Below are 14,242 nucleotides of genomic sequence, written 5' to 3'. Positions count from 1 at the left end.
CAATATGTCCATAACTGAGAAGGATTGCGAGCTTGTAACACAATATCAAGGGACTTTGCTTTTAAATGAACCCTTAGGTGATTACACTACTTGGCGCGTGGGAGGACCTGCCACGCGGCTTTATAAACCGACTAGTGTTGCTGATTTAGCCTTTTTTTTGCGCCAACTCCCTGAAAATGAACCATTGCTGTGGTTGGGTCTAGGATCTAATTCTCTAATTCGTGATAAGGGATTCTCGGGGACTGTAATTCTGACCCAGGGATGTTTGAAAGAAATGACTCTTTTACCGGGGCAAAGCATTAGAGTAGAGGCTGGAGTATCTTGTGCCAGTATGGCTCGTTTTGCTGCGCGGAATAATTTTTCTGGGGGCGAGTTTTGGGCGGGAATTCCCGGCACTATGGGCGGTGCATTACGAATGAATGCCGGTTGTCATGGTGGAGAAACATGGCAATCGGTAGTAGAAGTTCAGACCATTAATCGGCAAGGTGAAATCAGAGTTAGAAAACCAGAAGAATTTGAAGTAGGGTACCGACACGTTGCTGGTTTAGGAGAAGAATGGTTCATATCTGCAACGATAAAGTTACCTACTGGCGATAAAGAAACCTCTTTACAGGTTATAAAAGAATTGTTAGCTCATCGAACAAACACTCAACCCACTAATGAATATAATTGTGGTTCTGTGTTTAGAAATCCCCCTGGTAATTTTGCCGCTCGCCTTATTGAGTCTTGTGGTTTGAAAGGGGCTAGTATAGGTGGGGCTCTAGTATCGCAGAAACATGCTAATTTTATTATTAACCACCAGGGCGAGGCAACTGCTGCTGATATTGAAGCACTAATTCATTTAGTGCAAACTAAAGTTCGTGAGCAAACAGCTATTGAGTTGATCCACGAAGTACATATTATTGGAGACTGTTAATGTCTAAGCTTATCAACCTTGTTTTGCTTTACGGTGGAAAATCAGGCGAGCATGAAATTTCATTAATTTCGGCTGCATCGGTGTTGGCTTATTTAGATGCTAGCAAATACAATATTATTCCAATTGCCATGGATAAAAAAGGGCAATTCCATCTGCATAATTATCAGGACTTGCTTTCTCACAGAGACCAACTGCCTGTCGAAACAGAACATTCCAAACCTCTAGACAATTTACTTATAAATGGCCGTTTATCGGTTGATGCGGACGTTGTTTTTCCTGTAGTGCATGGACCTCTATATGAAGATGGTTGCTTACAAGGAATGCTAGAATTGGCTAATGTCGCTTATGTGGGTTGTGATGTTTTACCTTCAGCCATAAGCATGGATAAGGATATGGCAAGAAGAATAGCCTGCATTAATGGGCTAAAATCAGCACGATACAAAGTACTGTCTTGGTATTCTAATGCTAATGAGCGACAACAGTTTTGCACTGAGGTCGCTGCTGAGTTTGGATGGCCCTTGTTTGTTAAACCCTGTTCTTTAGGTTCTAGTGTAGGTATACATAAGGCAAAAAATAGCGCTGAACTAATCGCCGCGGTGAATGACGCCTTACGTTATGATGAAGAGATTTTAGTTGAAGAATTTATTCAAGGTCGTGAGATAGAGCTGGCCGTATTAGAAAATAGAATCCCTTCAGCAGCTCCAAGGGTATCAAACGTGGGTGAAATTCATGTGAATCATCCAGACGGTTTCTATTCTTATACCGCTAAATATTTGGAAAGTGGACAAACTGATTTAATTATTCCTGCTGCTCTTAGTGAGCAACTTAATGAGCGTTTAAAACATGCCTCAGCTGATATTTTTACACGCTTAAAATGTAAAGGAATGGCTAGAGTAGATTTCTTTGTTAATGATGAGACAGAAGAGATTTATTTTAATGAACTTAATACCTTGCCTGGCTTTACATCAATTAGCATGTATCCCAAATTATGGCAAGCGACTGGCTTGGCTTATCCTGATTTACTTGATGAGCTCATCGAAATCGCTAAAACTCATCATCAATGTCGTCAACAACTAGTGACCGATTATCTGTGAACGAACGTATCAGAAAAGCAAAAAAAAATAACAGCAGTTTGCGATACAATGGACTGCTGTTGTTATTAATTATGAGCGCCATAGTGCTAGCAGGGCGCTTAGGCTATTTGTATGTTTCAGACGCTGAACGATTTCCAATTACAACAATTAAAGTGGCTGCAAGTTATCAACATTTAACTCATAAAGAATTGGAAACTGTTTTAACTAAATACGTCAATTCTAGTTTTTTTGCTCTGCCAGTTACTCAATTACAAAATGAATTAAATAGCTTGATGTGGATTGATACAGCTTACGTCGAGCGCGTTTGGCCAGATACATTAAAAATTAAACTTGTAGAAAAGGTTCCTGTAGCAATTTGGGATGATTCTCTAATGACAGAAGATGGGCGTTTGTTTAATCAAGGAACAGTTCCTGCTGATTTGAATGTACCACGATTAAAAGGTCCTGCATCTCAACAGTTAGAAGTCTTACAAGTTTACGAAAAATTGAGTAAGATATTATCAGCGTATGGATTAAAATCTTCTGGATTGTATTTAAGAGATAACCAGGCTTGGGTATTAATTCTGGGTAATGATATAAAAATTTACTTAGGAAAGAAAGAGTTAGAAGCGCGATTAGAGCGTTTTTGTAAAGCATATCCTGCAGTATTTGCTGAAAAAGCAGATCAGTTGGCTAGTGTGGATCTACGATATCCGCGCGGAATGGCAGTGCAGTGGAAACAACAAGTGGGACGATGATGGCTAAAAAAATAGAAAAAAATATTATTACAGGGTTAGATATCGGCACTTCAAAAATTATAGCTTTAATTGGTGAAGTGACCACCGATGGGGCTATAGAAATCATTGGCATTGGCCGTCATCCCTCACGTGGGTTAAAGCGAGGGGTTGTTGTTGACATAGAAGCCACAGTGAACTCTATCCAACGAGCAGTGCAAGAGGCAGAACTTATGGCCGGCTGTGAGGTAAGAACAGTTTATGCTGGAATAGCCGGTAGCCATATACGTAGTTTAAATTCACACGGCATTGTTGCTATTCGCGATAAAGAAGTATCCCAAGCGGATATAGAGCGCGTTATTGATGCTGCTAAAGCAGTGGCAATACCCGCGGATCAAAAAATTATTCATGTTCTACCTCAAGAGTTTATTATTGACCATCAGGGAAGTATTCGCGAGCCTGTTGGCATGGCAGGAGTAAGATTAGAGTCACGGGTACACATAGTGACAGGTTCCGTCAGCGCGGCACAAAATATTATTAAATGTGTTCGCCGTTGTGGACTAGAAGTTAATGACGTCATTCTTGAACAATTGGCTTCAAGTCATGCAGTACTTACAGAAGATGAGAAAGATCTAGGCGTTTGCTTGATTGATATTGGCGGTGGAACAACGGACGTAGCTATATTTTCTGAAGGAGCAATACAGCACACTGCAGTGATTCCCATAGCTGGCGATCAAGTGACCAATGATATTGCTATGGCATTACGTACTCCAACAAAAGCAGCCGAGTCAATTAAAGTGACTCATGCCTATGCTTTACCTGAGCTGGCTAATGCGAGTCAGATGTTGGAAGTTGCCAGCGTGAATGATAGACCAGGAAGAAAAATCTCTGCTAAAGCGTTATCTGATGTAGTTTCTGCTCGTTATGAAGAGTTATTTTCACTGGTACGTAATGAATTACGCCGTAGCGGATTTGAAGATCGAATGGCTGCAGGCATTGTTTTGACCGGAGGAGCCGCAAACATACGTGGCGCTATAGAACTTGCAGAACTTTGTTTCGAGATGCCTGTACGTAAGGGATGTGCTCACCATGTATCAGGATTAGCCGAAGCTACTGAAAATCCTTCTTTTGCCACAGGCGTTGGTTTGCTACTTCAGGGCTTTCAACAGCAATATGAAGGAAGCTATAATGCGCCAACAACGAGCGATAATAGCAAAAATATTTGGCTGCGAATGAAGGAATGGTTTCAGGGAAATTTTTAGCGAATTAGCTATATTTTTACCAAACGTTTGAAATATACTCACAGATTATGAGTATAAGATCTGGGGTTGCATGATAATGCAACAAAAACGAATTAAGCAAAGAAAAAGCAGTACACTAGGGGAGACAGGGGTATGTTTGAATTAATGGAAAGCAGCCAGCAAGGTAATAACGCCGTGATCAAAGTAGTTGGTGTTGGCGGCGGTGGAGGAAATGCTGTTGAACATATGGTTGCTGAAAATATTGATGGCGTTGAATTTATTTGTGCCAATACTGATGCGCAAGCATTACGAGCCTCTAACGCTAAAATACATATTCAATTGGGTGATGAGCTAACGAAAGGCTTAGGCGCTGGTGCGAACCCTCAAATTGGTCGTGAAGCTGCTGAAGAAGACAGAGAGCATATCAAAGAAATCTTAAGTGGTGCAGACATGGTCTTTATTACTGCTGGAATGGGCGGTGGTACAGGCACTGGCGCTGCCCCTGTTTTTGCAGAAATAGCAAAAGAGTTAGGTATATTAACTGTTGCTATAGTAACCAAACCGTTTTCCTTTGAAGGTAAGCAACGAGCTATGGCAGCTGATGAAGGTATTCGCCGTCTAGCAGAACACGTCGACTCATTGATTACTATCCCTAATAATAAGCTATTAAGTGTTTTGGGAAAAAATATTAGCTTACTTAATGCATTTAAAGCGGCAAATAATGTATTGCTTGGTGCTGTAAAAGGTATATCTGACTTAATTACACGCCCTGGCTTAATTAACGTAGACTTTGCTGACGTACGGACTGTGATGTCTGAAATGGGTATGGCTATGATGGGAACTGGTAGCGCTGTTGGCGAACAAAGAGCGCGTCAAGCAGCTGAAGCCGCCATCGCTTCTCCTTTACTAGAAGATGTCAATTTTTCAGGAGCTCGAGGAATATTAGTAAATATTACGGCGGGCCTTGATATGTCCATAGGTGAGTTTGAAGAAGTGGGCGATGTAGTTAAAGAGTTTATTTCTGATGATGCGACTGTAGTTGTTGGTACGGTAATTGATCCAGAAATGAGCGAAGAAATGCGTGTCACCGTAATTGTGACTGGGTTGGGTGATACTAGACAGCGTCATCAGCAACAGCAGCCACAGCAACAACATCAAAGAGCTCGTTTGGTTGAGTCAATGAGAAGTGATGGTTCTTTGGATTATCACCAATTAGATAAACCAGCGGTAATTCGTAAACAAGTGCAATCAACCTCTACTGCGACAGTAAATACCACAAGGCAAGGTAATGAGGGTGTTCCTGATGTGGATTACCTGGATATTCCTGCTTTCTTACGCCGTCAAGAAGAAACTCAATAAACGAGTTGATATTAGTGCCGCCTAGCTAAAAATTTAGACGTGGCACTAATACTTTTTCTGGGGAATATCAAAGATTTGTACCATTGTAGTAAGGCTCTTGGCCCAACAAGAGAGAGGCTCGGTGTTCAGATCAAGAATAAAATGGTAATAAGATATCAATCGTTAACCGATCCTAATAAATTATTAAAATAATGGAACACAATAAAAAAATTAGACTAATCAATAAATTGTTGTTAAGATTATACGGTTTTTGCGCGCAAAATAAATACAAAAGGGTGAGCACTGAATGATAAGACAAAGAACTCCTAAAAAGGTGATCCAAGCTACTGGTGTTGGATTGCATTCCGGTGAGAAAGTGCTTTTAACATTAAGACCCGCTCCTGTAAACACAGGTATCGTTTTTAGACGAGTAGATCTATCACCCGTAGTCGAAATTCCAGCATCCTATGAGTATGTTGGTGATACCATGTTATGTACTACTTTGCACCATGGAACCGTTAAAATAGCCACAGTGGAACATCTTTTATCTGCTTTAGCAGGCTTAGGTATAGATAACGCCTATATTGATGTTAATGCGCCAGAACTACCTATTATGGATGGTAGCGCTGCTCCCTTCGTATTTCTTATTCAATCAGCCGGTATTAAAGAGCAACCCGCAGCTAAAAAATACATTAGAATTTTGAAGCCCATTCGTGTTGAAGACAATGGCAAATACGTACAATTTAAACCGCATAATGGATATAAAATTTCTTTTACTATAGATTTTGATCATCCAGTATTTAATGACAAACCACAGACAGTGAGTTTTGATTTTTCTGGAACTTCTTATGTGAAAGAGGTGTGTCGTGCTAGGACTTTTGGTTTTCTTTCTGATTATGAGAAATTAAGAGAGTTTGATTTAGCTAAAGGCGGCAGTCTAGATAATGCTATAGTGGTTGATGATTATCGAGTGCTTAATGAAGATGGTTTGCGTTTTGAGTCAGAATTTGTGACACACAAGGTTTTGGATGCAATCGGAGATCTCTATCTATTAGGCTCTAGCCTCATTGGAGCATTCGAAGGTTATAAATCAGGTCACGAACTAAATAATAGGTTATTACGGGAATTAATGGTAAGACAAGATGCTTGGGAATACACCTATTTCGATGCAGAGAATTATCTTCCAGTAAGACAACCTGAATTTTATCCTGTTGAGGCATGATAGATCTTAAATGCCTACTTAATTTGAATAATACTCCTTATTTTATTGCTGTAAACGTAATAGTTCAGATAATGGTGTCAACTTAAGCTTTTAACGTAGCCCGTATTAGCGCAGCGTAATAGAGAAATGTAGCTTCAATCCCTGATTACGACATCGCTTAATCCGACTACACTTCCTTGAATTGGCCCATTAATGGTTCAGTTAACTGCATTAACCTAAGCTTTTGTAAAGCAGGTTAGGTCCTTGGCCTGTACTATAGCGTCAGGTTAAGAAGTAAAAGAGGTTAATCTTATCTCTTGCTGCTATTAAATAAAGAACACCGTTGTCATCCAGAGTAGCTTGCGACTAAGGATCTCCTCAATATGCTTTGTATGAGTTCCTTCGCTGTGCTCTGGATGAAAGATATAACCTATGGCTATTTGATATCTCGCTAAAAGGAGAGTAGCACGATGAAGTTTACTAAAAGTTTATTTACTCTTAGCTTGCTTTGTTCTTCACTGGGGTTTGCAAGTTCAGATGTTAAAAATACTCAATCCAGTGATGCATTACATATGGATTGGCTTGATACCAGTGTATCACCTGCCCAAGACTTTTATCGCTATGCTAATGGGAATTGGCAAAAAAATAATCCTATCCCTCCAGAATATGCTTCCTGGGGCACGTTTAATATTTTGAATGAGAAGGTGATTGACCGAATCCATCAGATGCTTATAAAAGCGTCTAAAAACACTCATGTTAAGACTGGGAGTATAGAGCAAAAAGTAGGGGATTTTTATTATAGTGGCATGGATGAAGCCAATATTAATAAATTAGGTGTTAGCCCGTTAAATCCTGAATTTGCAGCTATAGAAGAGATTCATTCTTTAACTGATTTACAACAAGAGCTAATTCATTTACATCAAATTGGTGTAGATGCCTTGTTTGGTTTTGGCAGCATGCAAGATTATAAAGACAGTAATTTGATGATTGGTGCTTTGACTCAATCCGGTTTAACTCTACCCGATAGAGATTATTATTTAAAAGATGATGCCAAATTCAAAAAAATTCGTGAAGCTTATGTCAATCATGTAGCTAAAATGCTGGAGTTGTTAGGCGATAAGCCAGAGAAAGCAGCAAATGAAGCTAAAACAATAATGGATATAGAAACTAAATTAGCTATTGCATCCATGTCACAGGTAGATCAGCGTGACCCGCAGGCAGTGTACCATATGACGACTATCGCGGCGCTGGAGAAAGCGACTCCTAATTTCTCCTGGTTACACTATTTTAAAGCCCTTAAGCAAGAGAATAATGAACAAATTAATCTAGCGATGCCAGAGTTTTTCAAGGCGGTAAATGAGTTGTTAAAAACGATTTCTATTGAGGATTGGAAAATTTATTTACGTTGGCATTTATTAGATAGTTACGCTCCCTACCTATCTCAACCCTTTGTCGATCAGAATTTTAAGATGGTAACTGTTTTAAGTGGTGCAGAAAAAATATTGCCGCGCTGGAAACGAGTAGTACATGTGGAAAGTGCAGCCCTAGGTTTTGCCATTGGGAAAATGTATGTAGATAAATATTTTTCTCCTGAGTCAAAACAAACTGTCTTAGAAATGTTGAAAAACATTCGAGCTGAACTACGAGATGATATCAATACTTTAAGTTGGATGACGCCAGCAACTCGTCAGGCTGCCTTAAAAAAATTAGATTTAATGGAAGAGAGAGTAGGTTATCCTTCGAAGTGGTGGGATTATTCCAGCTTAAAAATTGATAGAGGTCCCTACGTATTAAATGTGATGAGAGCGAATCAATTTTTAATAAATCGAGATCTGAATAAAATAGGTAAGCCCATAGATCGTAGCGAATGGGGAATGACACCACAGACGATTAATGCCTATTATGATCCTTCAATGAATAATTTGAATATTCCTGCAGGAATATTATTTCCACCATTTTTTGATCCTAATGCACCTGCAGCTATAAATTACGGATCTATTGGTTTTGTTATGGGGCATGAAATGACCCATGGTTTTGATGACCAAGGTGCTAAATTTGATGGCCATGGTAATTTAAAAGATTGGTGGACACCTAGTGATTTAGCAAAATTTAATAAAGCGACCCAATGTATTGTTGATCAGTTTTCCAAATATGTTGTCGATGGAGATATGCATGTCCAAGGAAAATTAGTAGTAGGTGAAGCTACTGCTGACTTGGGAGGGATTACATTGGCCTATAAAGCTTTTCATAGGTCCAAGGAGTATAAAAGCGCTAAGACTATTAATGGGCTTACACCTGATCAGCAATTCTTTCTAGGAACAGCTCATGTCTGGGCAATGAATATTAGACCGCAACAAATCCGCAATCAGGTAACGACTGATCCTCATCCACCGGCTCAATATAGAGTGAACGGAAGTTTGGCTAATATGCCGCAGTTTCAACAGGCATTTAACATTGCTGATCATAGTCCTATGATAAATGAGAATAGGTGTGTTATCTGGTAAACACTAAGGGAGTTAAGATTATGTGTCGCATAGTAGCTTACTTAGGACGTCCAGCTTTATTAGAGGATATTTTAGTCACTCCTAAAAACTCTATAGTCATGCAAAGTCTGCATGCGCGAGAAACTGATTTGCGTGTGAATGGTGATGGTTTTGGATTAGGTTGGTACATTCCGCAAATTAGCTCCTCTCCTGCTTTATTTACCTCAATTGCACCGGCATGGAATGACAGAAATTTATTGCACCTAACTGCGAAAACTCAGTCCCCATGCTTTTTTGCTCATGTACGCTCAGCCAGTGCTGGTGGCGTAACAAATTACAACTGTCATCCTTTCATTTATGGGGATTGGATGTTCATGCATAACGGGGATATTAATCATTTTTCTTTGGTAAAAAGGCATCTACGCCATTTATTGGACGATGATATTTATGATTGGATACAAGGTGAGACCGATTCAGAACATTTGTTTGCTTTATTTCTACAACTGGCTAAAGGACATGATTTGACACAGCTGTCTGTTGTTGGTGATGTGTTAGAGCAAACCTTACATAAGGTAGATGAAATCATTACTGAGTTTGGTAAAAAAGGACCTTCTTATTACAATCTTTGTATGACTGATGGTCGTAGAATAGTCGCTACTCGTTATTGCACCGATAGGAAGAAAAAAAATCTTAGCTTCCATTATTTAGAAGGATATGTTTTTTCCAATGAGGATGAATGGCCTAAAAAAGAAGAGCCACCTAGTTACATAGTGGTTTCCTCTGAACGATTTAATGATTTAGCTGAGGGATGGCAAGATATTCCTGTAGGGCATATGATGTTAGTAGACGAAAACAAAGTAATCCAATTGCGTCCTTTATAAACAATTGTTAGACTGATCATTCATAATAAACTAATTGGTGAACCAATAATGACTAAAGATGAAATGATTTGCCGAGTAATTCGTTACGTAGCCCAAAAGCCCAGTACTAAACAATCGTGCTGTGGCAGGTGAGTGTTGAACTTGCTACCCTGCTTCGTTATAAAAACGAGAGGGTAGTATCTCATTTTTGTCATCACCATCCAGAGGTTTCTATTCAAGAAGGACAAGAGCTATTTACAGACCTTCTGGCATGGTTATGGCTGAGTAAACAAAGAACTGGTTTAGGTAAAAAGACTTATCTTTTTGGTCCTTTGCTCAGACTAGATGAGCTGTGGCACACCTTTATTTTGCATACTCAGGATTATTTGAGTTTTTCTATGACCTATTTTGGTGAATATATGCACCATGAGGTTGAGCGCATAGGTTTTGAGCATGTCTTGGAAGAAGAGGAGCTGACTGATTTTTTGCAGGATTGTTTTAACTATTTAGATAGTAGCTGGGTAGAGCGACGGTTTGCAGAAGCGTTCGCTTAAGGGGTGCGCCTTCATTCAGGCTACAATTTCCTGTTAAGTTGGTGCCATTATCCAGTGAAGATAAGGTCGGTTGGGTATGAATATTTACAGTTCATCTTCTCGAGCTAGATGCAACAACGCTTTTTGTAGCGGTTGATACGTACAGTGTTGGCCTTCACTGATAATAGTGGCTTTGGCCTTGGTGGATAACTCATGGGGGTGTTGCTGTTTTTGCTTTTCATAGGGCTCTGGGGGAGCGATGATATTAATTTTTATTGATGTCAGTTGGTACATCCCTGCTTCTTTTCGTAGCTTATCTCGGAGTTCGGGAACCGCGTAACGTAATTGAGAAGCCCAGGCAGCATTAGTAGTCGTTAAAGTTAAACATCCTTTATTGAAACTCCCTACTTGGCATTGTGTTGCTAAATTAGGGGGTAATAGCTGGCTAACTTTATTAGAGAGCTCTTCTAATTGCATCGAACGTTGGCATAGTTCTGCAAGTTGAGCATTGAAGCAACGACTAATGGAACGCATTATTTTTACCTTTGTTCATTTTAAGAGCTCAACACCACTAGGGAAATAGCCATATGTGGCCATTTTATTCAAAAAAACTGACGGCTTCTTGAGCCTAACTTCAATCATAATTGTTCACGAGGAGTGCCATCCTTCGAGAACCAATAAAAAACAGTCATCGTTTCAACGAAGCATCGCTCTAGATTGCTTGGCCAAGCTCGCAAAGACAGAGCAAGGGCGTCAACTTGGAGGATGTCGCCTGGGTGAAGGCATAGCCGTAAGCCGCGATCTAGATCTGATTCGAGCCTTGATCCCTGATTACGCTTTGCTCCATCCAGGCTACAATTTTATCTCAAGTTGTCGCCATTACGTGAATGATTACTTTCAATCTATTAGGTGCAGAGCTACCCACAAAAAAAAGACTGTTTTCCATATAGGATAGCAAATTATTACTAAGTACAATATCATAATTTCTTTAGAGTATTCGAAGGTGTGTAATGACTGAAAATAAAATGGACAAAAAGGTTGATAATAGTGTCATTTATTTTACTAAACTTAATTGGATCGTCTTTTTTTGGCCTATAGTGATGTTATTTCTTGCTGTTACGGTCTATATGTCTATTGTACAGCTAGAAGAACTTAGTATTTTTGTAGCTGTGTTTGCTTTACTTTGGATAGGAATGACTTGGGTCACTTACCATTTTTCTTCCATTACAATAAAAAAAAAGCAGGTGATCTTGCGTACGGGACTTCTTGTTAGAAAAACAGTCGATATACCATTAAGTAAAATTGAAACTATAGATATACGGCAATCTATTTTGGGTGGTATTTTTCGTTATGGAACTTTAATCATTACAGGTACCGGTGGAACACGTCATTTAATTAATTACTTAGATAAGCCGCTAACTTGTAGGCGCTATATAGAGCAGCTAATGAATGAACCTCATTGAGTAGTCAACATGGAGGATAATCGAAGATGAGAGCACGGGGATTCGAAATATCTTAACTTAATGGCAGGGAGACTATGCTGGGGTAGGAACATTACTATAGCTCATCGTACTGTCTAGAGAATCGTCAAGCTCAGGTGTCGAGTTGGTTTGTTGATATCCCTGACCTGTATCAAATTGTTCGCTATCCATCGATTGCAGTGGGTCTTGGGGATCTGTAATTGGATCACTCAATTGACTTAGCTCAGTAGGTGAATTTTGAACAATAGAGCTGTTAGTTTCAATTAATGAACTTTCATCCTGTAGTGACGATGCATCGTCATTTTGTATTGCTGAGCTGCTCGTTTCAATTAATGAGCTTTCATCTTGTAGTGACGATGCATCGTCATTTTGTATTGCTGAGCTGCTCGTTTCAATTAATGAGCTTTCATCCTGTAGTGATGATGCGTCGTCATTTTGTATTGCTGAGCTGCTCGTTTCAATTAATGAACTTTCATCCTGTAGTGACGATGCGTCGTCATTTTGTATTGCTGAGCTGCTCGTTTCAATTAATGAGCTTTCATCTTGTAGTGACGATGCGTCGTCATTTTGTATTGCTGAGCTGCTCGTTTCAATTAATGAACTTTCATCCTGTAGTGACGATGCGTCGTCATTTTGTATTGCTGAGCTGCTCGTTTCAATTAATGAACTTTCATCCTGTAGTGACGATGCGTCGTCATTTTGTATTGCTGAGCTGCTCGTTTCAATTAATGAAGTTTCATCCTGTAGTGACGATGCGTCGTCATTTTGTATTGTTGAGCTACTCGTTTCAATTAATGAACTTTCATCTTGTAGTGATGAGGCATCATCTTGTATTGTTGGGCTGTCAGTTTGTGGAGCCGGGCTATCTGTTTGTTGTGTTGGGCTGTCAGTTTGTGGAGCCGGGCTATCTGTTTGTTGTGTTGGGCTGTCAGTTTGTGGAGCCGGGCTATCTGTTTGTTGTGTTGGGCTGTCAGTTTGTGGAGCCGGGCTATCTGTTTGTTGTGTTGGGCTGTCAGTTTGTGGAGCCGGGCTATCTGTTTGTTGTGTTGGGCTGTCAGTTTGTGGAGCCGGGCTATCTGTTTGTTGTGTTGGGCTGTCAGTTTGTGGATTCGGAGCACCTGCTTGTTGTGTTGGGCTGTCAGTTTGTGGATTCGGAGCACCTGCTTGTTGTGTTGGGCTGTCAGTTTGTGGATTCGGAGCACCTGTTTGCTGTGTTGAGCTGTCAGTTTGTGGAGTAGGGGCACCTGTTTGTTGTGTTGGACTGCCTGTTTGTGGTGCTGGGCTACCAGTTTGTTGTGTTGGGTTGTCAGTTTGTGGAGCCGGACTACCAGTTTGTTGTGCTGGACTGTTTGTTTGTGGTGCTGGGTTTCCTGTTTGTTGTGTTGGGTTGTCAGTTTGTGGTGCAGGAGTGCCTGCCTGTTGTGTTGTGTTGCCAGTTTGTGGTGCTGGACTGCTGGTTTGTTGTGTTGTGCTACTACTTCGTTGTGTTGGTTTGTCACTTTCAGGAGCGGAATTACCTTCACCTTTAATTTTATCTACTGTGGAATTAAATCCTGTTCGGACAGCATTCTCCACTGCATCAGTCACTGCTTCGTTAATGCTCCTTATCGCGTTTTCAAGACCATCCATCATCTGTTGCATAGGATTTTTCTTTTTATCATCCTCATCCATTGGCTCGTCTTTTTTTGTTTCACTGGTCTGGCCAAAGTTTTTTTGCAGTTGATCACCAATATTACTAGCTATCTTGTTGACTGCATTTTTTACCGATCCCATTACTCCGTCAGATTGAGTCCCTGCCTTAGGTTCTGATTGGGCGTTTAATTTGGGACCTGGTTGTTCAGATTGAGCAGACTCTTGAGAACCTGAACCTGAACCTGAACCTGAGCCTGAACCTGAACCTGAGCCTGAACCTGAACCTGAACCTGAACCTGAACCTGAACCTGAACCTGAACCTGAACCTGAGCCTGAGCCTGAGCCTGAGCCTGAGCCTGAGCTTGAACCTGAGCCTGAACCTGAGCTTGAACCTGAACCTGTACTTGATCCTGAACCTGAGCTTGACCCTGACCCTGACCCTGAGCCTGACCCTGACCCTGAACTACCACTAGAATTAATATCTGATGTTTTGGCGGAGGAAAGTGAATCACTTATGTTACCAACGCTATTTTCAGTACTAGCCATAGAATAAGCCTGATAATATTTGAGCCTGATAGTCAATAATAGTATAAATGAGCTTGGTGGCGTCAAATTTAAGTCACATATTTAGTATTATAGGATATTTTTTTAGGGTATAACGCTTGCTCCGAGCTAAAAACATAGTCTGGTAGCGATTTTTAGACTGGTAAGGGCTGGAAGGGAGTAATAGAACGACCGGCCGACGTTAGA

Annotated in this window: 12 protein-coding genes; 10 read left to right on the top strand and 2 right to left on the bottom strand. The window is 40.3% G+C overall.

The genetic code is table 11. The annotated features are described in order from the left end of the window. Positions 1-4 precede the first annotated feature (4 nt). The 9 genes from murB (at position 5) to LFA_RS11540 (ending at position 10,400) form a co-directional block, all read left to right on the top strand. A complete protein-coding gene (murB, locus tag LFA_RS11580; RefSeq protein WP_045096330.1) occupies positions 5-916 on the top strand; it encodes a UDP-N-acetylmuramate dehydrogenase in 912 nt (303 codons plus the stop codon). Further along, positions 916-2,010: a D-alanine--D-alanine ligase family protein gene (locus tag LFA_RS11575; protein ID WP_045096329.1), complete on the top strand. Its 1,095-nt coding sequence runs from the start codon at positions 916-918 to the stop codon at positions 2,008-2,010. The genes murB and LFA_RS11575 overlap by 1 nt, the downstream gene beginning before the upstream one ends. Before the next feature lie 71 nt (positions 2,011-2,081). Next, complete coding sequence (locus LFA_RS11570; protein WP_231865933.1) at positions 2,082-2,747, top strand: cell division protein FtsQ/DivIB; 666 nt, start codon at positions 2,082-2,084, stop codon at positions 2,745-2,747. Beyond that, entirely contained in the window at positions 2,747-3,985 is a 1,239-nt protein-coding gene (ftsA, locus tag LFA_RS11565) for a cell division protein FtsA (RefSeq protein ID WP_045097572.1), read from the top strand. Before LFA_RS11570 ends, ftsA begins: the two co-directional genes overlap by 1 nt. Before the next feature lie 132 nt (positions 3,986-4,117). Further along, positions 4,118-5,323, top strand: coding sequence for a cell division protein FtsZ (ftsZ, locus tag LFA_RS11560; RefSeq protein ID WP_045096328.1), 1,206 nt, complete (start codon positions 4,118-4,120; stop codon positions 5,321-5,323). A 286-nt stretch (positions 5,324-5,609) separates the two neighbouring features. Then, a complete protein-coding gene (gene lpxC / locus LFA_RS11555) occupies positions 5,610-6,524 on the top strand; it encodes a UDP-3-O-acyl-N-acetylglucosamine deacetylase (RefSeq protein WP_045096327.1) in 915 nt (304 codons plus the stop codon). 449 nt (positions 6,525-6,973) lie between these two features. Further along, a complete protein-coding gene (locus LFA_RS11550) occupies positions 6,974-9,007 on the top strand; it encodes a M13 family metallopeptidase (protein ID WP_045096326.1) in 2,034 nt (677 codons plus the stop codon). A gap of 20 nt (positions 9,008-9,027) precedes the next feature. After that, positions 9,028-9,867, top strand: coding sequence for a class II glutamine amidotransferase (locus LFA_RS11545; protein ID WP_045096325.1), 840 nt, complete (start codon positions 9,028-9,030; stop codon positions 9,865-9,867). A 128-nt stretch (positions 9,868-9,995) separates the two neighbouring features. Beyond that, positions 9,996-10,400, top strand: coding sequence for a glycine-rich domain-containing protein (locus tag LFA_RS11540; protein ID WP_045096324.1), 405 nt, complete (start codon positions 9,996-9,998; stop codon positions 10,398-10,400). A gap of 84 nt (positions 10,401-10,484) precedes the next feature. On the opposite strand, the gene LFA_RS11535 is transcribed toward LFA_RS11540, so the two are convergent. After that, positions 10,485-10,913: a DUF721 domain-containing protein gene (locus LFA_RS11535; protein ID WP_045096323.1), complete on the bottom strand. Its 429-nt coding sequence runs from the start codon at positions 10,911-10,913 to the stop codon at positions 10,485-10,487. A 476-nt stretch (positions 10,914-11,389) separates the two neighbouring features. Here LFA_RS11535 and LFA_RS11530 point away from each other — a divergent pair, with 476 nt between their 5' ends. Then, positions 11,390-11,842 carry a PH domain-containing protein gene (locus LFA_RS11530; protein ID WP_084602171.1) on the top strand — a complete coding sequence of 151 codons (453 nt, stop codon included), beginning with the start codon at positions 11,390-11,392 and terminating at the stop codon, positions 11,840-11,842. Positions 11,843-11,914: 72 nt separating this feature from the next. On the opposite strand, the gene LFA_RS20065 is transcribed toward LFA_RS11530, so the two are convergent. After that, complete coding sequence (locus LFA_RS20065) at positions 11,915-14,038, bottom strand: hypothetical protein (RefSeq protein ID WP_052673952.1); 2,124 nt, start codon at positions 14,036-14,038, stop codon at positions 11,915-11,917. Between the last annotated feature and the right edge of the window lie 204 nt (positions 14,039-14,242).

This window comes from Legionella fallonii LLAP-10 (genome assembly GCF_000953135.1).
Classification (GTDB): domain Bacteria; phylum Pseudomonadota; class Gammaproteobacteria; order Legionellales; family Legionellaceae; genus Legionella; species Legionella fallonii.
Note: the sequence above shows the minus strand (reverse complement) of the source record. Positions and strands in the feature narration are given on the sequence as shown.

Excerpts from the sequence above, each read along its gene's own strand:
- LFA_RS11575 (WP_045096329.1), top strand. The coding sequence starts at position 916 with ATGTCTAAGCTTATCAACCTTGTTTTGCTTTACGGTGGAAAATCAGGC.
- LFA_RS11535 (WP_045096323.1), bottom strand. The coding sequence starts at position 10,913 with ATGCGTTCCATTAGTCGTTGCTTCAATGCTCAACTTGCAGAACTATGC.
- LFA_RS11545 (WP_045096325.1), top strand. The coding sequence starts at position 9,028 with ATGTGTCGCATAGTAGCTTACTTAGGACGTCCAGCTTTATTAGAGGAT.
- LFA_RS11550 (WP_045096326.1), top strand. The coding sequence starts at position 6,974 with ATGAAGTTTACTAAAAGTTTATTTACTCTTAGCTTGCTTTGTTCTTCA.
- murB (WP_045096330.1), top strand. The coding sequence starts at position 5 with ATGTCCATAACTGAGAAGGATTGCGAGCTTGTAACACAATATCAAGGG.
- lpxC (WP_045096327.1), top strand. The coding sequence starts at position 5,610 with ATGATAAGACAAAGAACTCCTAAAAAGGTGATCCAAGCTACTGGTGTT.
- LFA_RS11530 (WP_084602171.1), top strand. The coding sequence starts at position 11,390 with ATGACTGAAAATAAAATGGACAAAAAGGTTGATAATAGTGTCATTTAT.
- LFA_RS11570 (WP_231865933.1), top strand. The coding sequence starts at position 2,082 with ATGAGCGCCATAGTGCTAGCAGGGCGCTTAGGCTATTTGTATGTTTCA.
- LFA_RS20065 (WP_052673952.1), bottom strand. The coding sequence starts at position 14,038 with ATGGCTAGTACTGAAAATAGCGTTGGTAACATAAGTGATTCACTTTCC.
- ftsA (WP_045097572.1), top strand. The coding sequence starts at position 2,747 with ATGGCTAAAAAAATAGAAAAAAATATTATTACAGGGTTAGATATCGGC.
- ftsZ (WP_045096328.1), top strand. The coding sequence starts at position 4,118 with ATGTTTGAATTAATGGAAAGCAGCCAGCAAGGTAATAACGCCGTGATC.